Genomic DNA, 21586 nt, shown 5'->3' on the forward strand with positions numbered 1-21586 from the left:
CTTGCTTTTTGACAACTCCTGATCAATGAGGGGACCGGCAAAGAATTCAATGTTTTTTTATCTTTAAATAGTTGTTTCCTTCATTAGCTGAAACCTGTATAATCAAGGGAGTAATAGTTGGGAAGTGAATGTATGAGCAAAATAAAAATTGTAACCGATTCAACAATGGATATGCCGGAAGAACTTGTTAAAAAGCTGGGAGTCGAAGTTGTCCCCTTGGCAATTACGATAAATGGTGAAACATATTTAGACCGTGTAGAATTAAATCCAGTTGATTTTATTAAAAATATGAGCCTCTCTAGGGAGCTGCCGAAAAGCTCACAGCCATCAGCAGGTGCTTTTCTCGAAATCTATGACCGTCTTGGAAGAGAAGGGTATGAAGTCCTTTCTATCCATATGACCGGAAAAATGAGCGGTACCGTCCGATCAGCGGAAAGTGCGGCCAAGATGACAGAAACGAAAGTAACCGTGGTGGATTCTAAATTTATCTCAAAAGCTCTATCCTTCCAGGTAAAAGAAGCTGCAGAAATGGCGAATCAAGGAAAAAGCATGGCGGAAATTCTTGAAAGACTTGAAATGGTACGTGAACATACTAAATTGTACATCATGGTGGATACACTAGAGAACCTGGTAAAAGGCGGCCGGATTGGTAAGGGGAAAGCTTTTATTGGATCGCTTCTCAATATTAAACCAATTGCTTCACTCGAAGGGGCGGAATATACACCGGTCACTAAGGTACGCAGTTATTCACAAGTCGTTAAATTTATGGCCAAACAGTTTGCCGAGGATGTAAAAGGCAAAACCATCCGCGGTGTCGGTATTGCCCATGCTGAAGCACATGATCTTGCTGTAAAGATTAAGGAAAGTATAATTGAAATGACCGGATTCGGAAATATCGAAATAGATTATACAAATCCAACGATCAGTACCCACACTGGACGCGGAGCGCTAGCATTAATGTATTATTTTGAATAACGGAACAAAAAGCGCAAGCGTTGGAGCTGGGTTCAAATAACCATGTCCAAGTTATCCACAGCTAATAAATTTTATAATTTCCTTAACGAAAAAAATAGGATGGTCCTTGTGCTCCATCCTATTTAGATTTTACCAGATCTAGAGTGGTTTCAGGTAACGTAAGCCCAAGCCGTAACAGGTGCTTGCGAATTCCAATTCGCTCCCAAGTCCTGTAGATAGCATTATTCAGATTCTTCTTTGGATAAAATATGCCAATATTGCTCAACTCTTCAAAAGTTAACCCTTGGCGGACATAGCGTTCGATCATTTCATCACGGCGGTCAATAATGGCAAGATATCTTTCCATTGATTTCTGAAACTCTTGTTTAGAAAATATCCCTTTTTGATGTCCGGTAATATAAGTGTCGGCATCGAGTGAAAGCAGACGTTTTCCCGAGGCAACAAAAGCGTCAATATCGCCATCAGTTCCGTTATACCACGGCCCAAATGAAGTCATATCATAATCACTGCAGAATACAACACCCCATTCAGGAAAGTACGGACAAGCTAGACCACTTGTATGGCCGGGGGTATGCAGAAAAGAAACTTTTACACCTTCAAAAACGTATTCCGTTTCGTATTCATAGGTTCCGGTAATTCCAGTAAGATTTTGGATCATTTCCTGTGGCAGTGATTTTTTCCATCGTTCAATACCCAGAGTCCCCCACTCTTGATAAATTCCGTTGACACGGGCAACCCCTTCCACCGTTCGTGTTATGTCAAATTCGATTGGATTTATCCACTTTTCAGTATCAGGAAACAAATGGTTATGGGTTGTGTGATCGGGGTGGTAGTGTGTATTAATAATTAATCCAATCCCCTTTTCCTGATTAAGATTCAATAGCGTTTTAGCTTCCGCTCCGCTGTCGATTAAGACCTTTTCCCCACTGTCAATAAATAGACTTCTTGAATAAGGTACTTTGCTGTGGTTTGGACCTTCCAAAATGATGATTGGGCCGATGCGTTCCATTAATGATCACCTCCGGATGATTGGTAATATGAATGAGTACTCATTCATATTACCATACATAATAGTATTCTAACAAACTTTTTTTCTTCGACAGTTTCGGAGCTGAATCTATGTTTTTCCTTTCTTCTTTTGTCAATCTTTGTTACACTATTCACGGGAACATATGAAGAGGTTAGTAGGTGATGAGGTGAAAATTAGATCTATTGCGATATTTTTGGTCATTTTGACACTTCTATTATCTGCTTGTGGGAAAAAGGAGATTAAAAATGCGGTTGACTGGCCTGTCAAGGATTTTAAGGCAACCACCCAGGCGGATAAATCTTTTGGTCTAAATGATTTAAAAGGAAAAGTATGGGTTGCTGATTTTATTTTTACAAGCTGTATCGATGTCTGTCCGCCGATGACTGCGAATATGGCAAAGTTGCAAAAGATGGTCAAGGATGAAGGTTTGAAAAATGTGGAATTTGTCTCTTTCAGTGTGGATCCAACTGTTGATTCACCTGACAAGTTAACTAAGTATGCCAACCAATTTAAAGTTGATTTAAACAATTGGACATTTTTAACAGGCTACTCTCAAGATTTTATTGAAAAATATGCGTCAAAAACCTTCAAAACTTATGTCAAGAAGCCTGAAAAAGCTGACCAGGTAATCCATCAAACGTATATATATTTGGTTGATAAAGAAGGTCATATTAGAAAATCCTATAACGGGTTTAAAGATGTTCCGTTTGATGAAATGATTAATGATATTAAAATATTACAATAGACCATTTTACGGGTCTATTTTTTTTCAAAGGAATAGGATATAGTACAGAAGATTCTGAATGAATAAAGCCGTGATATAATGAATGAAGATAGTTTAGAAGGAAGGTGAAAAAGCATGAAAAAAATCTTCACCCCTTTAATTCTCTCTGCGAGTGTATTGGTCTCCTGCAGCGATTCGAACGACCTGATGATGCAGCCGGAAAAGAAGACAGCGATCCAAGTATTTGAACCTATTCCTGCCGATTTTAAGCCGCGAAATTTAACGGTGTTATCCGCAGGCGATTCCTTAACCCAAGGTGTTGGTGATAGTACAGGAAAGGGCGGTTATTTACCGTACTTAGAAACGATGCTGGAAAAAGAGAAGGGAATACATGAAGTAGATTTCTATAATTATGGTGTAAAAGGCAATCGGACGACACAACTGTTAAAGAGATTAAAATCACCGGCAATGAAAGAAGTAATACAGAAAGCTGATTTGGTGATTTTGACGATTGGTGGAAATGATATTATGAAGGTGGTACGAGATCATTTTACCAACTTGCAGGTTTCCGATTTTATGGCAGCAAAAGAAACATATCGGGACCATTTAAACCAAATTATGCAGACCATCGTTGAAGAAAATCCGAATACTTCAATTATTTTAGTGGGGATGTATAATCCATTTTCAAAATGGTTTTCCTATATAAAGGAAATGGATGAAATTGTTTCAGAGTGGAATCAAACCGGGCAGTCTGTCATCGTTCAATATCCAAATGCTTACTTCGTCGGAATTGACGATCTATTTGTCAATACCAATGAGGATCTATTGTACACAGATCATTTTCACCCGAACGATAAAGGATATGAATTAATTGCCCAGAGATTGAATATTGCTTTAGGAGACAAAGTAATTCCAGACCTGGAGAAGAAGACATTAACGGTAAGTACAGAGGAGCATTAGAATTCTTATGAAAAACAAATGGAAAATGGGATTCCTTATTTTGTTAGGAATCGACCTTTTGTTCGCAATTATTATATTATCGCTTGTCATGGCACCTTCTAAGGATATTGAGCGAGAAATAGCCAAACACCCTGTAGGAGAGCATGTCTCCTTTCATGTGAAATCCAATAAGTATGATTTAAATAAGCTGATTAATCATTATTTGGATGAAGAAGCCGCTGATTCGCCGATCCATTATCGTGTTGTATTGGCGGATGAAGTAGAATTGTACGGTAAAATCTCCATTTTTAGTGAAGAGATCAATATGAAGTTAACCTTTAAACCGAAAGCCTTGAAGAATGGCGACTTGGTTCTGAGACAGGAATCCATGTCACTTGGCGATTTACCGCTGCCAAACTCTTATGTGTTAAAGTTTATCAGCGAAAACTATAAGCTGCCAAAAGGAGTTCAGATTCGTCCAAAAGAATGAATTGGTCTATGTTAATATGCAGCAATTAAAGCTGAAGAGTGACTTGAAAATAAAAGCAGAGCAATTTGATCTAAAAAACGATAACATTGCTTTCACGATTTTAGTTCCGGTAAAATAGTGCTCTTTCTATACTCAATGTAAGTAAAAAAACCGCTTTGAGCGGTTTTTTTTAATCTATATTTTTCATGATTGTCCCAAATATAATATAGGCAGATGCACATGCAGGTCAAGCACCTACTTCATAAAGTAACAGGGAAAAGACACAATTTTTAGAGGAGTGAATGCGAATGTATGGATTCGGCGGATACGGCGGTTATGGATTTGATGGCTGCTGTGGCTATGGATATCCGGCAGTGGGTGGCGGATTTGGCTTTGGTTTTGGCGGCTTTGCGCTAATCGTGGTGTTATTTATCCTGTTAATCATCATTGGCGCAAGCTGGGCCTATTAATGGATAAAAAGAGGCTGACTCCGGAATGAGTCAGCCATTTTTGTTTTGGTGGGTGTTTTTATTGGATGAGAAACATGGAAATGCCAGTCGTACCGTCTTTTAACCAATAATAATTTTTTCTTTTGGATAATGGAAAGTTTCCGTGCTGCCTTTACCTCTTAGCAATGATAAGCAGGTAACAATACCGACCCTGCCAATAAACATTAAGATAATGATCAATACCTTTCCGAAAGAAGAAAGTTTCGGCGTTAGTCCCAGTGATAATCCGTTCGTACCAAAGGCAGAGGACACTTCAAAGATGACCTCGATGATCGTTCCTTGTTCAGTCATCGATAGAATGAAAATGGATACTAAACATAAAAAGGCACCAGTTGTCATGACAATAAAAGATTTCAATACATCTTCAGCTTTAAGTTCACGTTTAAAAATTTTAATCGAACCTTTTCCTTGGGCATAAAAAACAATCGCTAAAATTACAATCGCAAATGTTGTTGTTCTAATGCCGCCGCTGGCGCTGCTTGGTGATCCGCCAATGAACATCAGGAAGGACATGAATACCTGGTTACTCGGGGTAAATTCATTGACATCAGTCGTCGCCAGTCCGGCACTCTTAGAGGTAACCGAATGAAATAATGAATAAAAAATGGAATCAAACCAGCCTCTATCAACAAAAAAATGCTGCAAATCCAATAGATAAATGAAAATCGCACCAATAATAGTAATCACAACAAAGGTTAAAGTAGTTAACTTCGTAAATAAAGTAAAATGAAATTTCTTTTTATCCTTGTAGGTGATAAAAAATTCATATACCTCCATGATGACCGGAAAGCCGATTGCCCCGAAAATAATTAATAACATGACGATGGTTTGAACAAAGTAGTCATTATGAAATGGAATTAATGATTCTCCTGTTATATCAAAACCGGCATTTGTCGCCGCACTAATGGCCGCAAAAAAGCCATGTTTAAAGGCAGTAGAGACATTTCCGTAGTATTTGAGAAAGCAAATTCCTAAAATAATTCCGCCAATTATTTCAAATGAAATAAAAATGATAAAAATTCTTTTTGCCAGCTGTACTAAACCAGATAAATTGGATTGATTCTGATCAATCATAAGGAGCTGTCTTTCTTTTAAGCCTACCTTTTTTCCAATCATGACCCAAAGGAAGGTGCTTAAGGACATCACACCCAGTCCGCCTAATTGCAAAATTAAGCAAAGCAGCAAAATTCCGAAATTGTTAAAGGTATCTTTGATGGAAACGACACTCAGGCCGGTCACACTAACAGCGCTCGCGGCAGTAAACATCGCATCAATAAATGATAACTTCGCATTGGGCCGCAACGCGAATGGTATTTTTAGGATCAGGGTAGAAAAAATTAATGCTGATAAATAGAAAATGACAATTAATTGAAAAGCCGATAATTCTTTTGTTTTCATTTGAAATTTTTTAAATGCACTCATACTCCATTCATTCCTCATAATTTCTATGTATTAATCTATAATACCATAGCGATTGTGAAAGGTTGGAATTAAAAATTAAATTTTTCTAACAAAAGGAACAGAAGCAGGTTTGTTCCTTTTTTCTTTATAAAGACGAAAGAAATAAATAGTTAACTCATACAATTTTAACAGGGTTTTACTTATGTAAAAAGGAAGTGGAGACAGATGCAGCGCTCTTTTTTAATAAAACCAATCTTGGACGAGGTTTATCCGGTCATTGATTATGGGAAAGGCGTTTATTTAGTTGATCTTGCTGGACAAAAATATTTGGATGCCGCCTCTGGAGCGGTTACAGCCAACATTGGTCATGGTGTCAGCGACATTATCGAGGCGATGAATGAACAAGCAAAAAAGGTTTCCTTTGTTTATCGTTCTCAATTTACCAGTGAGCCAGCTGAAAATTTAGCAAAAAAAATCGCCAATCTGACTCCGGGCGACCTTAACTGGAGCTTTTTCGTGAACAGCGGCTCAGAAGCAACAGAAACGGCAATGAAAATCGCGATTCAATATTGGCAGGAAAAGGGGATTCACACAAAAGTGAAAGTACTGTCTCGCTGGGTCAGCTACCATGGAATTACACTGGGGGCACTTTCTATGTCAGGCCATACTGGCAGAAGGGCACGCTTTGTTCCACTCCTTGAGGATTTTCCAGTCATTAACCCTCCCTATTGCTACCGCTGCCCCTACCAGCTTGAAGCACCAGCCTGTCAATACGCCTGTGCACACGAGCTGGAAGCGGCGATTCGTAGGATTGGAGCGGATCAGATCGCAGCATTTATTGCTGAGCCGGTAATTGGTGCTGCGGGTGGGGCAATTTCTCCGCCCAAGGATTATTTAAAAGTGATTCAAAAAATTTGTGAGGATCATGACATCCTCTTTATTGCCGATGAAGTAATGACCGGCTTTGGGCGGACAGGAACGATGCTGGCCTGTGAGCATTGGGAAGTGATACCTGATATTGTTACCCTGGGTAAGGGGATGGGGGCAGGGTATGCACCGATTGCCGCAGCAGTTGCCAGTGAAAGGGTGATGGAACCCATTTTGGCTGGATCAAAATTAGTGATGAGCGGGCATACTTTAAGCGCTAACCCGCAGTCATGTGCAATTGCCTTAGCTGTTCTCGAATATCTCGAAAAATACAAGATTATAAGTCAAGTAGAGGCTAAAGGTGATTTCTTAAGACAAAGGCTTGAAAAGTTACAGAACCAATTTTCGTTTATTGGCGATATCCGTGGTAAAGGATTGCTGCTTGGGATCGAATTTGTCGTGGATCGGACGTCTAAAACACCATTCCCACGTAAAGCGGTAGTTACCCAAAAGTTGGTAGATCTTGCGAAGGAAAAGGGCTTAATTGTATATCCCGCCGGTTCGGGTATTGACGGTGTGAATGGAGACGCGATTATCATTGCTCCCCCATTAACGATTACAGAAAAGGAGCTAGACGAACTTGTTGGTTTATTGCATGAAACATTTACTGCTTTTCAAAACGCTCTTGGTGAGACGGCTGGTGTTTTTTAATGAATAATAAGTTCGGAAAAATAACGACGTTAGAGCATGTTCTTAGATTTTTTCAAGATGGGATGACTTTAATGTTTGGCGGCTTTGGCGGGGTTGGCTCACCGCCGACCATTATCGCTGGTATTTTGGAAAAGGGAGTCCGAAACCTCACCTTAATTGGTAATGATACAGGCTTTCCAGATATCGGTATTGGTAAGCTGGTCAGCCGGGGCCGGGCAGTAAAAGTAATTGCTTCTCACATTGGTTCCAACCCTTTTGCCGGGAAAATGATGCATGAGGGAAGTCTGGAGGTTGAATTTTCACCGCAGGGAATTTTAGCTGAAAGAATCCGTGCTGGCGGTGTTGGTCTCCCGGGCATTCTCTCGGATATTGGCTTTGAAAATGAAGTCGTAACCAAAGGCAAACCAATGATTTCTCTTAATGGTAAGGAATATGTCGTGGAAACGGCTTTAACTGCCGAAGTATCAATCGTGTTTGCAAAAAAAGCGGATGAATTTGGCAACTTAATTTATGACAAAAGTGCTCGCAATACTAATCCACTAGTAGCAATGGCGGGCAAGATCACGATAGTCGAAGCAGAGGAAATTGTACCGCTTGGCAGCCTTGATCCTGAAGAAATTATTACCCCCGGCGTCTTTGTCGACTATGTGATTCCATCTAAGGGGGTGAATTGGAAATGGGCATGGGAATAGATACCCGCAATAAATTAGCGAGGCGTGCAGCAGAGGAAATTCGGCATGGAATGGTTGTCAACTTAGGAATCGGCATCCCATCGCTTGTTCCCAACCATTTACCAAAAGATATAACCGTCATGTTTCATGCTGAAAACGGAATTACGGGAATGGGTCCAAGCCCAAACAAAGGAGAAGAGGATGAGAATCTTTGTAATGCTGGCGGGTTTCCGGTCACCTTAACTCCAGGAGGTTCTTATTGTGACAGTGCCACTGCTTTTGCGATGATTCGTAAGGGGATAGTTGATATTACCATTTTGGGCTCGCTTGAAGTCAGCGAAAAAGGGGATTTAGCAAATTGGATTGTACCCGGGAAAAAGGTGCCGGGGATGGGCGGGGCCATGGAACTGGCCCAAAAAGCAAAAAAGGTGATTGTCCTGATGAATCATTGTGACAAAAAGGGATACCCGAAAATTGTCGAGCAGTGTACCCTGCCGTTAACATCCAGTCGTTGTGTTGATCTGATTATTACCGATCTGGCAGTTTTTCATGTATCGGACCAGGGCCTGTTGTTGGCAGAGATGTTTGCACCATATGATGTTACTCAAGTACTTAGCAAAACGGGTTGTCGAGTTCAAATGGCAAAGGAGATCCGTAAAATAAGCTATTAAACGAGGAGGTTGGAAATGCCAAACCCAGCAAATAAAATCAGAAATTGGCTGAAGGAAAACCGTGTCGCCGGGGTCCATTTGGTGCAGAAAATGGTTCAAGAAAACAGTACAAGAGGAAATGAAAGTGGTACCCAGGCAGTGGTGATCGAAAAGTGCCGTCAACTCGGCTTATTACTCGATATTTGGGAAATTGGCGATAATGAGCTGAAAAATCATCCCGCCTATTTTTGTGACCGTGAGAGCTTTGAAGGAAACCCTAATCTGGTGGCAGTTTTAAAAGGCACAGGCGGTGGAAAATCAATGATCTTAAATGGACATATTGATATTGTTCCGGTTGGTGATGAAGCAAGCTGGACATATGACCCGTTTAGCGGCCATATTGAAGAGGGCAAGCTGTATGGCAGAGGAGCAACGGATATGAAAGGCGGGAATGCTGCTCTTTTATTAGCGATCGAAGCAATTATCGCATCTGGCATCAAGCTAAAGGGAGATATCATTTTTCAAAGTGTAATAGAAGAAGAGAGCGGTGGAGCCGGGACATTGGCTGCTGTTTTAAGAGGTTATCAAGCGGATGGGGCAATTATTCCTGAACCAACCAATATGAAAATTTTTCCAAGACAACAGGGATCGATGTGGTTTAGAATCACAGTACCTGGTAAGGCTGCACATGGTGGGACCCGATATGAGGGGATCAGTGCGATTGAAAAATCTGTCCAGGTGATCCAAGGGCTACAACAATTAGAAAAACGTCGCAATGAAAGAATCGAGGATCCCCTGTATAAAGGCATCCCTATTCCCATCCCGATTAATATTGGGAAAATCTCAAGCGGTGAATGGCCCTCGTCAGTTCCCGACACGGCCATTATCGAAGGAAGGATGGGGATAGCCCCAGGAGAAACAATGGAATCAGCGCAGTTTGAAATGGAAACTTGTCTCAAAGAATTAAACGAACAAGATGCTTGGCTACGGGAAAATCCGTTGAAGTTAGAATGGTTTGGCGCCAGATGGCTGCCGGGCAGCTTGGAGAGTGACCATCCTTTGATGATTAACCTTATCGATAGTTTTAAAGAAATTACCGGAGAAACACCTGTGATTGAAGCAAGCCCATGGGGAACGGACGGCGGTATTTTATCAAATGTTGGCGATACACCGGTTGTCGTTTTTGGACCGGGTGTCACCAAGGTGGCCCATGATGCAAATGAATATATTGTCCTCGAAGAAATGTTTACAGCCAGTGAAGTGATTGCCTTGACACTTTTAAAATGGTGTGGGATACAGGGAAATGATTAAACCTATTTTTCACTCATTAGGAAGGAATTACCGATACCAATGCAGAAACTAAACAAGATTAGTAAGAAAGGACAAATAGGAAATGTCTGGCGTGATTCATCGCCAGGCATTTTTCTCTGGCAACTGAGTTTGATAGAAAAGTTGGAAGGAGCGAATCAAATGAATCAATTGGCCAGAACAGATCGTTTACAGGAAATCAATTTTTACCTTGAGGTGTGCAGTGATCCATTTAATCGGCGTGTTCGTGTTGATGACTATCGTGGAAATATACAGGATCTAGTAAATAAAGCTGAGGAACTGGTTCATCAACAACAGGTGGAAAAGTTGATAATCAAAGGGCGTTCCGAAGATGCACATGCCTTTTTCGAGCGAGGGTTTCAGCCTGAGGCGATCGTGGACCGCTATTTTCATGGTTCGGATGCCTGGTTTTTTTCGAAATTTTATACAGCAGAACGAAAAAAGAATGATCATTGGGTGGCCGAGGATGGAATCATTCACAGTGTTTATCAATTGGCCGCTTCTGGACGAAGAGCACTTCCGCCAAAAGAATATGAACTGAAAAAGGCGGGAAAAAATAGTGCCGAAAAGCTGGCAGAATTATACCAGAACGTATTTCAAATTTATCCAACTCCTTTACATGATCCGGAATATGTAAAAAAAACCATGGACGCCGGGACAGTCTACTATGCCTTTTTTTATCAGGGGAAAATTGTTAGCGCCGCTTCTGCTGAAATCAATCTGTTTTATAAAAATGCTGAATTAACGGATTGTGCCACACTAACGGAGCACAGAAAATACGGCTTGATGAAGCTGCTATTGCAGGAACTGGAACAAGAACTGAAGCAGAGGGGGATATTTTGTGCTTATTCAATTGCCAGGGCACAGTCTTTCGGAATGAACGCCGTCCTTTATCAGCTCGGCTTTAAGTATCGCGGGCGGCTTAAGAATAATGTCTTTATTTATGACAAACTTGAAAATATGAATATGTGGGTAAAGAATCTGGCAAATTGCTGAGATTTTGGCAGTACCCGCCTATTTTTCGGCACCTAACAAATCTGGAGAAGGTAGGTGAATAGGGATGGGGGAACTTACCGTCCTCACCCAAGAGGTACTTGCGGCCATTCTAAAGAGTATTGATGAAGGTATCCATGTCGTCAATACGGAGGGGAGGACGATTTTCTATAATGAAGTAGCTGCCAGGCATGATGGGATGGATATAAAAGAAGTTCAGGGCAAACACTTATTAAAGGTATTTCCCTCACTTACGGAGGAATCAAGCACATTATTAAAGGTGATTAGAACGGGAAAACCAATCTACAATCAAACTCAGGTATATGTCAATGTACATGGAACCAGAATCGATACCATTAATACTACCTTACCGATCTTTCTCGGCGAAGAAATTATTGGTGCGGTGGAAATTGCTAAGGACTATTCGAGAATGAAGCTGCTGGCAGAGCGATTGCTGGATTTACAAAAGGGACTGAAAAAAAGCAGCAAGAAAAAGGTATGGAAACAAGTAAAATATTCGTTCCAAGATTTAAAAACAGTCAATCCTCAGTTCATCAATATGAAAGTGGAAGCCAGCAAACTGGCAAAATCTGATTCTCCAATACTGGTCTATGGAGAGTCCGGCACGGGGAAGGAGTTATTTGTTCAAGGGATTCATCAGGAATCGCTTCGTGCCGGCGGTCCTTTTATCGCCCAGAATTGTGCAGCGATACCGGAAACCTTGCTGGAAAGCATTCTTTTTGGGACGGCAAAAGGGAGTTATACAGGTGCAGTTGACCGTAAGGGATTATTTGAACTGGCGGATGGGGGAACCCTGTTTCTCGATGAACTGCATGCGATGCCAATTGAACTGCAGGCTAAATTACTTCGCGTATTGGAAGACGGGATTGTTAGAAGAGTTGGGGGAGCGGAAAATATCATGGTCAATGTCCGGGTGATCGCTGCGGTAAATCTCCATCCTAACAAGGCCTTAAAAGAACAAAAGCTCCGTTCAGACCTATATTATCGTCTTAATGTATTTTCCTTTGCATTACTTCCCTTAAGGGAGCGAAAAGAGGATATCCCCTATCTAACCGATTATTTTATTCAGCTATTTAATAAGAAGTTAGGCAAAGAAGTCAAAGGAATAGAGAAAAAATTGGAAGTGTTTTTCAACAAGTATCATTGGCCAGGGAATGTTCGCGAATTAAAACATACGATTGAATATATGATGAACATTTGCGAGGAAGAAATATTAACCTATGCGCGCCTTCCATTAATCTTGAAGCAGCCGCTGACTCCGGCACAAAGGAACAGTGAACAAACGGAGGATCTTTCATTAAGGAAAAATATTGACAATCTGGAGAGAAACTTGATCTTGAAAGCGTTGGAGAAAACGGATGGTAACATTAATCAAGCGGCCAAACTTTTGGAGATTCCAAGACAAACTTTACAATATAAACTGAAAAAAATACCGCTTTAAGGTGCCGGATCCCCGGCATCTTTTTTTGATTCACCAGCTAATAAATCGGTATTTCCTTTTTATTACTATCTTCAGAAAAGTGGCATGATTCTTGCATATTTAATACATAGAGCAGGAAAAGGGAGGAATTATTGACGATGAAACCATTTTTATATAAGCCAACAAGGCATTGGAAAGAAATTGAGTTGTGGAAAGACGTCACTGATGAGCAATGGAATGATTGGATCTGGCAGTTAACAAATACGATCCGAACACTGGATGATTTAAAGAAAGTGATCAATCTTACACCTGATGAAGAGGAAGGTGTCAGAATCTCGACTAAAACGATCCCCCTTAATATTACACCATATTACGCATCCCTAATGAATCCTGATGATCCGCGCTGTCCCATTCGGATGCAGTCAGTCCCGATATCAAAAGAAATATATAAGACCAAATACGACCTTGAGGATCCGTTATATGAAGATGAGGATTCGCCAACACCAGGCTTGACCCACCGCTATCCGGATCGGGTACTGTTTTTAGTGACCAATCAATGTTCGATGTATTGCCGCTATTGTACGAGAAGGCGTTTCTCCGGCCAGATTGGCATGGGCGTACCTAAAAAACAGTTGGATGCAGCGATCCATTATATTCGCCAAACCCCCCAGGTAAGAGATGTCTTGATTTCCGGCGGAGACGGGCTTTTAATCAATGATAATATTTTGGAATATATTTTAAAGAATTTACGAGAAATTGATCATGTTGAAATTATTCGCATCGGTACCCGTGCACCGGTCGTATTCCCGCAAAGAATTACTGAAAACCTCTGCAACATATTGAAAAAGTATCATCCCATTTGGCTGAATACCCATTTCAACACCTCGATCGAAATTACTGAAGACTCAAAACGAGCCTGCGAAATGCTTGCCAATGCCGGTGTACCGGTTGGCAATCAGTCAGTCATCCTTGCCGGGATAAATGACAGTTTGCCAATTATGAAAAAGTTAATGCATGACCTCGTGAAAATCCGTGTCCGCCCATATTATATCTACCAATGTGACTTGTCAGAAGGAATCGGTCATTTCCGGGCACCTGTGTCAAAAGGTCTTGAAATTATTGAAGGTCTTCGCGGGCACACCAGCGGCTATGCGGTACCAACCTTTGTTGTGGACGCTCCTGGGGGTGGAGGAAAGATTGCTCTGCAGCCGAATTACCTTATCTCACAAAGCCCGGAAAAGGTGGTTCTGCGCAATTTTGAAGGGGTGATCACTTCCTATCCGGAGCCTGAAAATTATATTCCTGGAAGAGCAGACGACTATTTTAAAGAAATTTATCCGGACATCGATGAGAAAAAATCGCTTACCGGGATCGCTGGGATTATGAACGACGAACATTTCAATCTCGTTCCCGAGGATTTATCAAGGATTAACCGTCGTCAAGCCTACAACCAGAATCCCGAGCACACGACGCTTAAAGATAGACGCGGCAAACGAGACGAATTAAAAGAAAAGAAATATCAAGCATTATTGCAAAAAGAAAAGCAAACTGAGGCCGAAGCCGAGCAAGTAAAGGAATAGGAGGCAGCAAAAATGACAACCGTTTGTCAGTGGTGCAATAGCACAAAAATTGAACAAATCAGCGATTCTGTTTTCTGGGAGCTGCCTGACGGTACAAGAGCGATTGAAATAACCAATACCCCGACAATTTCTTGTTTAGATTGCTCAATGGTTTATCAGAGTGAGACAATTGTAAAAGAAATCGAAAATCAATTATTTTTGATAGATTGTAAACAAATTGGTAATGTAATTAGCTTTGATAAGTTGATGCAAATTCCAAGGTTATTGAAGCGGAACTACTTTGATTTTACCTCGTAAAGTAGCAGTCTGGGGCTCCAGGCTGCTTTATATATTTTACTGGACGGAGCAGGCTGAGGTGATTTATAGTATAAAAATATAGAGTGAAAGCGAATTTGCAAAGAAGGGGCCTATATGAGAAAATCTTTCTACCATTTTTTAATGAAATATCGACACCCATCACCCGCTGACGACATAGGTAAATTTGCCAATGATGCTTATTTGGACCATAGCTTTCCGAAACAATCCGATGATTATCAAGAACTTTCGGCTTACCTCGAATTGAATGGTCATTATTTACCGTCCATGTCTGTATTTGATAAAGCATGGGAATTATTTGTTATATCAACAGAAAATCAAAGCTGATCTTGTTCTTTCGCTTCTGCAACTAGAGGCGATTTTTTCATTTTAAAATGGAAAATGCGCGTTTAATTTATCTTCCGCATATACTATGGTAATTAAAATTACGGTTCTTCATTTGAGGGGATGGGAGGAAATGACACAGCGAAAAAAACCGAAGTATAAGATTGGCGACACGGTGGTCATTACAATATACGGTACAGTTGGGAAAATCACTGATATCAAATGGCTGGATGGTCATTATGTGTATGAAGTGAATAAAAGTCATGGACTATTTATGGAATCAACTTTAGAGTTGCTTTCAGAATTTGAGGGAACGGTTAGGGAACAAGAACAAATTGATATTGAGTATAAGTTTTTTATCGGTGATTTGGTTCAGGTTAGCGGATATGGTGCTGATTTGTTTAAAGTTGTCGGCTTCCGTACGGAAATTTGGCGATACAAGGAGGACGCTTGGGAGGATGTCATTTATGAGCTTTCAAGAATAAGTGACGGAGAGTGGCTTGAAGCTGGAGAAGAGGAATTAACTCTTGTTGCCGATGCCGAAAGTGCTGAAACATTCATTCAAAAGCTTGGACTTCTCTATTTAGTCAATAAGCAAGAGAAATCATTGAAAAACCAGCAGTTGCAAAATATCCTTAGAAAAGCGGAACTTGAAGAGATCGCTAAAAAGAAAGAGAAAAAGGAGTTTATTGATCATCTTCTTGATTTATATAATGATTATCGAATTTTATATGAATTATTTCATGATCAAGAATACTACCAGGTTATGCGGGTAATTTTAAGAAAATTGGAAAATTTGGCCGGTAATGGCATGAAGAAGCCTTGACACTCATACATTCTGAAAAAGGGGGTCGATATTTTTGAGAGAAATCGAAGTATTTATCGATACAGAAGAGATTGCCGAATTCTTTTTTCATGAGCTGATGAAAAGGGGATACGTCCCTAGTGAGGAAGAATTAGAGGAAATTGCAGACATTACCTTCGAATATTTAATTGAAAAAAGTATTATTGATGAAGAAGTGAATGAGGAATAAGCTGCTTTTTCATAACATATAGATTTTACCAAGTGAAATATATGCAAAACCTAAGGAAATAGCTCCTTAGGTTTTTGTCGTTTAGAAAATTATAAAATTTATTACTATCTTTTTCTTCCTCCTGTAGCCTGATGTTCTTTCGCGTGTGCTTCATGTTCAGCAACAATCGCTTCAGCAGGAATATGATTATTTTTCTTAGGTGCATTAATTCGTGCCCGGTGTTTTTTTCCCATGTTTCGTTTACCTCCTGTTGAATGCTTATTATCAATTATTTTGACATCATGGATCAGCAACAAGCATATTTAGTTTCCCACAGTTATGAAATTTCATTCTACTACCCATTATCGATTTTCATTGGAAAATGATTTATGTTATATTGACTATGAACATAAGTTATTCGTAGATAAATGAGGAGGAGCATTTATGAGCATACATATTGGTGCAAAGGAAAATGAAATCGCCGATGCAGTCTTATTGCCTGGAGACCCGCTTCGGGCAAAATATATTGCCGAAACATTTTTAGAAGGGGCAACCTGCTATAATGAAGTTCGAAACATGTTTGGCTTCACTGGAACTTATAAGGGAAAACGGGTCTCTGTTCAAGGGACGGGAATGGGAGTCCCATCAATTTCGATTTATGTAAACGAATTAATGCAGAGCTACAATGTACAAACACTAATTCGTGTCGGCACTTGCGGGGCGATTCAGAAGGATGTGAAGGTACGCAACGTGATATTAGCCATGACGAGCTCAACTGATTCAAATATGAATCGACTGACGTTCGGAAATATTGACTACGCCCCTGCCGCAAATTTTGAGCTTCTGAAAAAGGCGTACGATGCAGGAATCGAAAAAGGGCTTAATTTAAAAGTCGGAAGTGTATTCACTGCAGATTCTTTCTATAATGATAATGCTGATTTAGAAAAGTGGGCCAAATACCAAATTCTTGCGATAGAAATGGAAACGGCGGCATTATACACATTGGCTGCCAAATTCAACCGGAAAGCTTTATCCGTCCTTACCGTCAGTGACCATATTCTAACCGGAGAAGAAACAACTGCGGAAGAAAGACAGACCACTTTTGATGATATGATTGAAGTCGCCTTGGAAGCGGCAACTAAAGAATAAGCCTTGCCCATGCCTCTTCGTAAAGAAGAGGTGTTTTTTAATTAAATTCTTTGTTAATTTTATTAAAAAGATGTTATTCTAAACATTAAGAGTTCATTTTTTAGCATATTTAAATGCTTTATCTTAGTATGTTTAATTTTTATGGTTGATGAAAGTGGTGAAGGCTTTGGAAGAAGAGAAAAAGGAAAATGAAAAAGTTGATCAAGAGCGTGTTGCTGATAATAAATCGGGATATATTCGCTTGAAAAAATTCCATTTTGTGATGCTGCTGTTTTTAGTTGTATTTTTATCTGTAGGAATTACTGCTGTGGCCCTCTCATTTGGCGGGGAAAAAGTGGTCACGGTTGGAAACGAACGTACTGAATTTAACAAACTGTATAGTACTTTTGATACCATAAAGAATAAGTATTATACCAAGGTCAATGATCAGAAACTGATTAACGGTGCAATTAATGGGATGGTCCAAGCACTTGATGATCCATATTCTGATTATATGAACAAGGATGAAGCTAAGAGCTTTCAAAGTACAATATCCTCTTCATTTGAAGGGATCGGAGCTGAAATTCAAGAAAAGGATGGCCATATCGTCATTGTTTCTCCGATTAAAGGTTCTCCAGCGGAAAAGGCAGGTTTAAAGCCAAATGATATTGTTTTATCAGTGGATGGCAAAACCCTTCAAGGAATGAATTCAACTCAAGCAGTCATGTTGATCCGCGGCAAAAAAGGGACAAAGGTGGAACTGTCGATTAAACGTCCGGGTATCGAAAATCCAATTTCTGTCCCGATCGTTCGCGACGAGATTCCGATTGAAACGGTATATGGAGAAATGGTGGATGACAAAATAGCTAAGGTTCAAATTACCAGCTTTTCAAGTAATACTGCGAAAGAACTTGTGACCACCTTAAATGATTTACAGAAAAAAGGGATGAAAGGCCTGGTGTTGGATCTAAGGCAAAACCCTGGTGGATTATTAGACCAAGCAGTTAATATCGCTAGCATGTTTGTTCCTAAAGGGAAAGTGATTGTGAAGGAAGAAGACCGAAATGGAAAAATTACCGAGATTCCATCACAAAATGCCGGAAATCCTAATCTTCCTTTAGTCGTCCTAATTGATAAAGGAAGTGCCAGCGCATCAGAAATACTGGCTGCCGCTGTTAAAGAATCTGCTGGCATTCCGCTTGTAGGAGAAAAGTCATTTGGGAAGGGTACCGTTCAAACGACAACAGCCTTCAAAGATGGCTCAAATATTAAATATACGATTGCCAAATGGCTCACTCCAAATGGTAATTGGATTCATAAAAAAGGGATTGAACCGGATGTTACCGTAACGTTGCCAAACTACGCGACATTGCCGATTATTGACCCGGATAAAGTATTATCTAAGTCCAAGGCAGGAACAAATGTGCAAACCGCGCAAAAGATGTTAAAGGCGGTTGGCTATAATCCAGGTCGTGTCGACGGGTTCTTTGATGAAAAAACAAAAGAAGCTGTTATCTCCTTCCAAAAGGCTAATAAATTGAAAGCGGACGGGGTGTTAAAAGGCGACACGACATTGAAGCTCATGGAGCAATTAAGAGAAAAAATTGTTAAAAATGATACCCAGCTGAAAAAAGCTGTCGAGGTTTTGAAGCAAAGAATGAAATAAAAAATGAATATAGCAAAAAGCGGATGGGACTTCATCCGCTTTTTCCAATTCACAGCGAAAATAATGAATGATTAATTCCCCTTCAGGTAATTCTTTAAATGTTAAGATAAAAAGAAGGAGGAAATTAATGAAGAAAACAGTAATGATCATGATCTTTCTGCATTTCCTTCTAAGCGGTGCTGGGGATGCGGCAGGACATATCAGTTTTCAGATTGAAATGCCCGATTGGAAAGATGTTAACCAGATCCTCCCGAAATATTCAAAGTTTACTGTCCTGGACATCGAAACTGGGAAAAAATTTAAAGTCCAAAGACGTGCTGGAAGCCACCATGCTGACGTTCAACCATTAACCGTAAGAGACACAAGTATTATGAAAGATATTTATGGCGGCCGGTGGAGTTGGAAAAGAAGGGCGATCATTGTCATTCATAAAGATCGCTGGATTGCCGCTTCGATGCATGGAATGCCGCATGGGGCCGGCGCGTTGAAAAATAATTTCCCCGGTCATTTTTGTATTCATTTCTATGGAAGCACCACGCATCGAACAAATTCCATGGATTTATCACACATGCTTATGACATTGAAAGCAGCCGGAAAATTAAACGATTACCTGGCGAAGGCTAATCCTTATGATGTTATTTACGCATATTTTACGGCGATTAAACAGCAGGATGAAAAAATTGTCTCGAAAATCTCCCTCCAAAAAGTGAATTGGCAGCCAATCTTACCATTGATCGAAAATGTAGCAATATCGCGCATGGAGTATCTGCCTGCTGAGGATTTAGCCGAAGAAATCAGTTTGGACATTCCGGTCGAAGTAGAGTGGTTTAATAAAACTGGCAAACATGTTTTTAATGGTGAACTACATGTAATTCGTTTTTCACCTCAGGATGGTTGGAAAGTGGATTCACTTCATTTCTTGAAGGAAAATAATTTAAAATAAATGAAACACCTTTATTAATAGCGTATATTAACAAAGGTGTTTTCTCTTTCAATTTTGCTGTTCACCAAATTTTATAAAGGTTAGTTCATCTTCAATCAATCCGCATGAACCGCATTGAATTCGATACTCGGGACCGTTGTAAGGGTGGTGAAAGGGTTCTAGTTCATTTTCACTGTATTCTTTGATGATCACCCCTGTTTGCGGATCAAGCTTCACTGCTTGTGAAACTTGTTGAATAATATTAAAGCGGCTGCGGTTTGTTTTACAATTTGGACATCGATATGGGGTAGGCATATGTCTCTCCTTCCATCCAATTTTAAGACTATTTTCTACAATTAAAGAAGGAAATATGTAACAAAATTTATCCGACAGAAGAGGAAGTTTTATTTAAAAACATGAAAAGACAGCAATCATGCTGTCCCTCTAGCCTCGGGGATCTTTTTTCCCAGTTTTTCTTTTATCTTTTGCTGAATTTGCTTGCTAAAATCCCCTTCATATGTGGTTCCGATATTTAATGTTCCTGATAATTCATGAATCCCTATTTTGCCAAAATTATTAGTAAAACAAACGTTTTTAAAGACCTTTTTTTTCACCTTTGATCAACCTCCTGATCTGGACGATTGGGCTCGAAGTTAATTGGGATTGTTTCCATTTCTTCCTGGTTTATTGGCATAGCGATATATAATATCCCGTTGCGAAATTCTGTTCTGACTTTTTCTAGTAGGATTGGAAACGGAAGTGGTATTTCCTTTTTAAAAGACCGATTGGCGCGTTCTTTTAAGAAATACTTTCGTCCATGTGTAAACGAGTTAAATTCACCGCTAATAGTAAGCATTTGTTCTTGAATGGACAACTTCATATTTTCCTTCGTCATTCCTGGGAGTTCGACTTCGGCCATTAAGTACTGGTCCGTTTCAAACAGATCGCATTTTGGAAAAAAATCAGTAACGGATGTAAAGGGGTTACCATTTAAGGGAGAAGCGGATTTTTGTGAGGAATCAAAAATCGAATTCCAAAAGGTTTCTGATTGGAAATGTTGTGCCGCTTCCATCCACTTTCTTAATTTATCAATCTCCATCAAATCACTCCCGGTAATAAATAGACCGATATTTAATCTTATTAAGGGAAAGGCAAAACATCCGAATAAAAATGATTACATAATTTCTGTAACATCAATTTGCGAGAATTGCATATCAATATTTTTAGGGATTTTTACTTCCAAAATACCATCCTTGTAGTTTGCGGCTGCTCCTTTCTTTTTTACGATGGCCGGAAGGGTAATCGTATGTTTATCATCATGTTCCGGAATATGTTCTAAAATCAATTGGTTTGATGTATGATAAAGGCGAAGCTTCTTTAACCAATCTTCATCCTTAATCGAGATTCTGACAAAGACGTAATCATGTGTTTCAAAAGCGGAGGAATTCAAATTTCCGCTAGAGGCGGGTTGCTGAGACGGAGAGGTTTGAAAGCCGTTTAATATATCCATTGGGTTCATCATTCCCCTCATATTTGCGGGAAACACTTTCCCAATTATATCTTGGACATATTTATCTATTTCCTCGGGTTTCATTTTTTGCACTGAATCCTTTAGGTCTTTGTTAAAAGGGAATATATTCCACGGGAACATTTGTTTCATCCTTTCGCATGTAAGTCATTAAATTTGATTTAAATTTGGTAAAGAAGGGTTGGCAATTTGATCCAGTTCACTGACATCAAAGTCAATATAATTATTGATATGACCGGAAGTCGCCGGGGAAAGGTCGCCAAAAGCCATATTGGTACCAATTAACTTTGTGTTTGAAGTATGAGAGTTTTGCACAATCGGTCCGAAATCAATATTTCCGTTATTATTAATGGCATTGGTTTTAATATTAAAAATATTTATTTGAAAGGGCATGTTATGTT

Annotated in this window: 28 protein-coding genes; 20 read left to right on the forward strand and 8 right to left on the reverse strand. The window is 39.8% G+C overall.

Annotation, left to right across the window (positions count from 1 at the left end):
* The first annotated feature begins 132 nt into the window (after window positions 1-132).
* Window positions 133-975 carry a DegV family protein gene (locus RCG24_RS03455; protein WP_308078313.1) on the forward strand — a complete coding sequence of 281 codons (843 nt, stop codon included), beginning with the start codon at window positions 133-135 and terminating at the stop codon, window positions 973-975.
* A gap of 118 nt (window positions 976-1093) precedes the next feature.
* Here the strand turns inward: RCG24_RS03455 and RCG24_RS03460 are convergent, their stop codons facing one another.
* Complete coding sequence (locus RCG24_RS03460) at window positions 1094-1984, reverse strand: MBL fold metallo-hydrolase (protein ID WP_202655120.1); 891 nt, start codon at window positions 1982-1984, stop codon at window positions 1094-1096.
* A gap of 163 nt (window positions 1985-2147) precedes the next feature.
* On the opposite strand from RCG24_RS03460, the gene RCG24_RS03465 reads away from it, so the two are divergent.
* From RCG24_RS03465 to RCG24_RS21245, 5 genes are all read left to right on the forward strand, one after another.
* Window positions 2148-2750, forward strand: a complete 603-nt coding sequence (locus RCG24_RS03465) for an SCO family protein (RefSeq protein WP_202655121.1) — start codon at window positions 2148-2150, stop codon at window positions 2748-2750.
* Window positions 2751-2864: 114 nt separating this feature from the next.
* Window positions 2865-3689: an SGNH/GDSL hydrolase family protein gene (locus RCG24_RS03470; protein WP_202655122.1), complete on the forward strand. Its 825-nt coding sequence runs from the start codon at window positions 2865-2867 to the stop codon at window positions 3687-3689.
* 7 nt (window positions 3690-3696) lie between these two features.
* Complete coding sequence (locus tag RCG24_RS03475) at window positions 3697-4158, forward strand: YpmS family protein (RefSeq protein WP_308078314.1); 462 nt, start codon at window positions 3697-3699, stop codon at window positions 4156-4158.
* Window positions 4159-4174: 16 nt separating this feature from the next.
* Entirely contained in the window at window positions 4175-4276 is a 102-nt protein-coding gene (locus tag RCG24_RS03480) for a hypothetical protein (protein WP_308078315.1), read from the forward strand.
* Window positions 4277-4445: 169 nt separating this feature from the next.
* The gene (locus tag RCG24_RS21245) at window positions 4446-4607 is read left to right on the forward strand and encodes a YjcZ family sporulation protein (RefSeq protein ID WP_374049119.1); all 162 of its coding nucleotides are present in this window, start codon (window positions 4446-4448) and stop codon (window positions 4605-4607) included.
* 99 nt (window positions 4608-4706) lie between these two features.
* Here the strand turns inward: RCG24_RS21245 and RCG24_RS03490 are convergent, their stop codons facing one another.
* Window positions 4707-6068 carry a TrkH family potassium uptake protein gene (locus RCG24_RS03490; protein WP_374049120.1) on the reverse strand — a complete coding sequence of 454 codons (1362 nt, stop codon included), beginning with the start codon at window positions 6066-6068 and terminating at the stop codon, window positions 4707-4709.
* Window positions 6069-6272: 204 nt separating this feature from the next.
* Here RCG24_RS03490 and RCG24_RS03495 point away from each other — a divergent pair, with 204 nt between their 5' ends.
* The 11 genes from RCG24_RS03495 to RCG24_RS03545 all read left to right on the forward strand — a co-directional run bounded on the left by RCG24_RS03495 (window position 6273) and on the right by RCG24_RS03545 (window position 15962).
* The gene (locus tag RCG24_RS03495) at window positions 6273-7625 is read left to right on the forward strand and encodes an aspartate aminotransferase family protein (protein WP_202655124.1); all 1353 of its coding nucleotides are present in this window, start codon (window positions 6273-6275) and stop codon (window positions 7623-7625) included.
* Complete coding sequence (locus tag RCG24_RS03500) at window positions 7625-8317, forward strand: CoA transferase subunit A (RefSeq protein ID WP_308078316.1); 693 nt, start codon at window positions 7625-7627, stop codon at window positions 8315-8317. Before RCG24_RS03495 ends, RCG24_RS03500 begins: the two co-directional genes overlap by 1 nt.
* Complete coding sequence (locus RCG24_RS03505; protein WP_202655126.1) at window positions 8302-8967, forward strand: 3-oxoacid CoA-transferase subunit B; 666 nt, start codon at window positions 8302-8304, stop codon at window positions 8965-8967. Before RCG24_RS03500 ends, RCG24_RS03505 begins: the two co-directional genes overlap by 16 nt.
* Before the next feature lie 15 nt (window positions 8968-8982).
* On the forward strand, window positions 8983-10257 hold the full coding sequence (locus RCG24_RS03510) for a peptidase (protein ID WP_308078317.1): 1275 nt from the start codon (window positions 8983-8985) through the stop codon (window positions 10255-10257).
* Window positions 10258-10416: 159 nt separating this feature from the next.
* Window positions 10417-11271 (forward strand): putative beta-lysine N-acetyltransferase, encoded by an 855-nt coding sequence (gene ablB, locus RCG24_RS03515; protein WP_202655128.1) that lies wholly within the window; start codon window positions 10417-10419, stop codon window positions 11269-11271.
* Window positions 11272-11335: 64 nt separating this feature from the next.
* On the forward strand, window positions 11336-12730 hold the full coding sequence (locus RCG24_RS03520; RefSeq protein ID WP_202655129.1) for a sigma-54 interaction domain-containing protein: 1395 nt from the start codon (window positions 11336-11338) through the stop codon (window positions 12728-12730).
* Between the two features lie 137 nt (window positions 12731-12867).
* Window positions 12868-14289, forward strand: coding sequence for a lysine 2,3-aminomutase (ablA, locus tag RCG24_RS03525; protein ID WP_202655130.1), 1422 nt, complete (start codon window positions 12868-12870; stop codon window positions 14287-14289).
* Window positions 14290-14301: 12 nt separating this feature from the next.
* Window positions 14302-14586 (forward strand): YokU family protein, encoded by a 285-nt coding sequence (locus RCG24_RS03530; protein ID WP_202655131.1) that lies wholly within the window; start codon window positions 14302-14304, stop codon window positions 14584-14586.
* Window positions 14587-14700: 114 nt separating this feature from the next.
* On the forward strand, window positions 14701-14931 hold the full coding sequence (locus RCG24_RS03535) for a YozE family protein (RefSeq protein ID WP_202655132.1): 231 nt from the start codon (window positions 14701-14703) through the stop codon (window positions 14929-14931).
* Between the two features lie 130 nt (window positions 14932-15061).
* Entirely contained in the window at window positions 15062-15754 is a 693-nt protein-coding gene (locus tag RCG24_RS03540; RefSeq protein WP_308078318.1) for a hypothetical protein, read from the forward strand.
* 34 nt (window positions 15755-15788) lie between these two features.
* The gene (locus tag RCG24_RS03545) at window positions 15789-15962 is read left to right on the forward strand and encodes a YozD family protein (protein WP_202655134.1); all 174 of its coding nucleotides are present in this window, start codon (window positions 15789-15791) and stop codon (window positions 15960-15962) included.
* 104 nt (window positions 15963-16066) lie between these two features.
* Here RCG24_RS03545 and RCG24_RS03550 read toward each other — a convergent pair whose 3' ends face one another.
* The gene (locus tag RCG24_RS03550) at window positions 16067-16195 is read right to left on the reverse strand and encodes a hypothetical protein (protein ID WP_306792958.1); all 129 of its coding nucleotides are present in this window, start codon (window positions 16193-16195) and stop codon (window positions 16067-16069) included.
* 190 nt (window positions 16196-16385) lie between these two features.
* On the opposite strand from RCG24_RS03550, the gene deoD reads away from it, so the two are divergent.
* The 3 genes from deoD (at window position 16386) to RCG24_RS03565 (ending at window position 19678) form a co-directional block, all read left to right on the forward strand.
* The gene (gene deoD, locus RCG24_RS03555) at window positions 16386-17090 is read left to right on the forward strand and encodes a purine-nucleoside phosphorylase (RefSeq protein ID WP_308078319.1); all 705 of its coding nucleotides are present in this window, start codon (window positions 16386-16388) and stop codon (window positions 17088-17090) included.
* Window positions 17091-17238: 148 nt separating this feature from the next.
* Window positions 17239-18735 (forward strand): lmo1851 family serine protease, encoded by a 1497-nt coding sequence (locus tag RCG24_RS03560; RefSeq protein WP_202655136.1) that lies wholly within the window; start codon window positions 17239-17241, stop codon window positions 18733-18735.
* A gap of 127 nt (window positions 18736-18862) precedes the next feature.
* Window positions 18863-19678, forward strand: coding sequence for a hypothetical protein (locus RCG24_RS03565; RefSeq protein WP_202655137.1), 816 nt, complete (start codon window positions 18863-18865; stop codon window positions 19676-19678).
* 48 nt (window positions 19679-19726) lie between these two features.
* Here RCG24_RS03565 and RCG24_RS03570 read toward each other — a convergent pair whose 3' ends face one another.
* The 5 genes from RCG24_RS03570 to RCG24_RS03590 all read right to left on the reverse strand — a co-directional run bounded on the left by RCG24_RS03570 (window position 19727) and on the right by RCG24_RS03590 (window position 21578).
* Window positions 19727-19972 carry a DNA alkylation repair protein gene (locus tag RCG24_RS03570; RefSeq protein WP_202655138.1) on the reverse strand — a complete coding sequence of 82 codons (246 nt, stop codon included), beginning with the start codon at window positions 19970-19972 and terminating at the stop codon, window positions 19727-19729.
* A gap of 116 nt (window positions 19973-20088) precedes the next feature.
* Window positions 20089-20271 carry a hypothetical protein gene (locus RCG24_RS03575; protein WP_202655139.1) on the reverse strand — a complete coding sequence of 61 codons (183 nt, stop codon included), beginning with the start codon at window positions 20269-20271 and terminating at the stop codon, window positions 20089-20091.
* Window positions 20268-20756, reverse strand: a complete 489-nt coding sequence (locus RCG24_RS03580; RefSeq protein WP_202655140.1) for an Hsp20/alpha crystallin family protein — start codon at window positions 20754-20756, stop codon at window positions 20268-20270. Before RCG24_RS03580 ends, RCG24_RS03575 begins: the two co-directional genes overlap by 4 nt.
* 75 nt (window positions 20757-20831) lie before the next feature.
* Entirely contained in the window at window positions 20832-21179 is a 348-nt protein-coding gene (locus RCG24_RS03585; protein ID WP_308078320.1) for an Hsp20/alpha crystallin family protein, read from the reverse strand.
* Window positions 21180-21335: 156 nt separating this feature from the next.
* On the reverse strand, window positions 21336-21578 hold the full coding sequence (locus RCG24_RS03590; protein WP_202655142.1) for a spore germination protein: 243 nt from the start codon (window positions 21576-21578) through the stop codon (window positions 21336-21338).
* Window positions 21579-21586: the final 8 nt, after the last annotated feature.

The organism is Neobacillus sp. OS1-32, from assembly GCF_030915425.1.
In the GTDB taxonomy this organism is placed as follows: Bacteria; Bacillota; Bacilli; order Bacillales; family Cytobacillaceae; genus Neobacillus; species Neobacillus paridis.

What these genes read in the sequence shown, in the direction of transcription:
- RCG24_RS03530 (WP_202655131.1), top strand. Translation starts at nt 14,302, where the DNA reads ATGACAACCGTTTGTCAGTGGTGCAATAGCACAAAAATTGAACAAATC.
- RCG24_RS03465 (WP_202655121.1), top strand. Translation starts at nt 2,148, where the DNA reads ATGAAGAGGTTAGTAGGTGATGAGGTGAAAATTAGATCTATTGCGATA.
- RCG24_RS03460 (WP_202655120.1), bottom strand. Translation starts at nt 1,984, where the DNA reads ATGGAACGCATCGGCCCAATCATCATTTTGGAAGGTCCAAACCACAGC.
- RCG24_RS03565 (WP_202655137.1), top strand. Translation starts at nt 18,863, where the DNA reads ATGAAGAAAACAGTAATGATCATGATCTTTCTGCATTTCCTTCTAAGC.
- RCG24_RS03470 (WP_202655122.1), top strand. Translation starts at nt 2,865, where the DNA reads ATGAAAAAAATCTTCACCCCTTTAATTCTCTCTGCGAGTGTATTGGTC.
- RCG24_RS03590 (WP_202655142.1), bottom strand. Translation starts at nt 21,578, where the DNA reads ATGCCCTTTCAAATAAATATTTTTAATATTAAAACCAATGCCATTAAT.
- RCG24_RS03560 (WP_202655136.1), top strand. Translation starts at nt 17,239, where the DNA reads ATGAAAGTGGTGAAGGCTTTGGAAGAAGAGAAAAAGGAAAATGAAAAA.
- RCG24_RS03540 (WP_308078318.1), top strand. Translation starts at nt 15,062, where the DNA reads ATGACACAGCGAAAAAAACCGAAGTATAAGATTGGCGACACGGTGGTC.
- RCG24_RS03585 (WP_308078320.1), bottom strand. Translation starts at nt 21,179, where the DNA reads ATGATGAACCCAATGGATATATTAAACGGCTTTCAAACCTCTCCGTCT.
- RCG24_RS03550 (WP_306792958.1), bottom strand. Translation starts at nt 16,195, where the DNA reads ATGGGAAAAAAACACCGGGCACGAATTAATGCACCTAAGAAAAATAAT.
- RCG24_RS03510 (WP_308078317.1), top strand. Translation starts at nt 8,983, where the DNA reads ATGCCAAACCCAGCAAATAAAATCAGAAATTGGCTGAAGGAAAACCGT.
- RCG24_RS03580 (WP_202655140.1), bottom strand. Translation starts at nt 20,756, where the DNA reads ATGGAGATTGATAAATTAAGAAAGTGGATGGAAGCGGCACAACATTTC.
- RCG24_RS03535 (WP_202655132.1), top strand. Translation starts at nt 14,701, where the DNA reads ATGAGAAAATCTTTCTACCATTTTTTAATGAAATATCGACACCCATCA.
- RCG24_RS03495 (WP_202655124.1), top strand. Translation starts at nt 6,273, where the DNA reads ATGCAGCGCTCTTTTTTAATAAAACCAATCTTGGACGAGGTTTATCCG.
- RCG24_RS03520 (WP_202655129.1), top strand. Translation starts at nt 11,336, where the DNA reads ATGGGGGAACTTACCGTCCTCACCCAAGAGGTACTTGCGGCCATTCTA.
- RCG24_RS03455 (WP_308078313.1), top strand. Translation starts at nt 133, where the DNA reads ATGAGCAAAATAAAAATTGTAACCGATTCAACAATGGATATGCCGGAA.
- RCG24_RS03570 (WP_202655138.1), bottom strand. Translation starts at nt 19,972, where the DNA reads ATGCCTACCCCATATCGATGTCCAAATTGTAAAACAAACCGCAGCCGC.
- RCG24_RS03500 (WP_308078316.1), top strand. Translation starts at nt 7,625, where the DNA reads ATGAATAATAAGTTCGGAAAAATAACGACGTTAGAGCATGTTCTTAGA.
- RCG24_RS03480 (WP_308078315.1), top strand. Translation starts at nt 4,175, where the DNA reads ATGCAGCAATTAAAGCTGAAGAGTGACTTGAAAATAAAAGCAGAGCAA.
- RCG24_RS03505 (WP_202655126.1), top strand. Translation starts at nt 8,302, where the DNA reads ATGGGCATGGGAATAGATACCCGCAATAAATTAGCGAGGCGTGCAGCA.
- deoD (WP_308078319.1), top strand. Translation starts at nt 16,386, where the DNA reads ATGAGCATACATATTGGTGCAAAGGAAAATGAAATCGCCGATGCAGTC.
- ablB (WP_202655128.1), top strand. Translation starts at nt 10,417, where the DNA reads ATGAATCAATTGGCCAGAACAGATCGTTTACAGGAAATCAATTTTTAC.
- RCG24_RS21245 (WP_374049119.1), top strand. Translation starts at nt 4,446, where the DNA reads ATGTATGGATTCGGCGGATACGGCGGTTATGGATTTGATGGCTGCTGT.
- ablA (WP_202655130.1), top strand. Translation starts at nt 12,868, where the DNA reads ATGAAACCATTTTTATATAAGCCAACAAGGCATTGGAAAGAAATTGAG.
- RCG24_RS03475 (WP_308078314.1), top strand. Translation starts at nt 3,697, where the DNA reads ATGAAAAACAAATGGAAAATGGGATTCCTTATTTTGTTAGGAATCGAC.
- RCG24_RS03490 (WP_374049120.1), bottom strand. Translation starts at nt 6,068, where the DNA reads ATGAGTGCATTTAAAAAATTTCAAATGAAAACAAAAGAATTATCGGCT.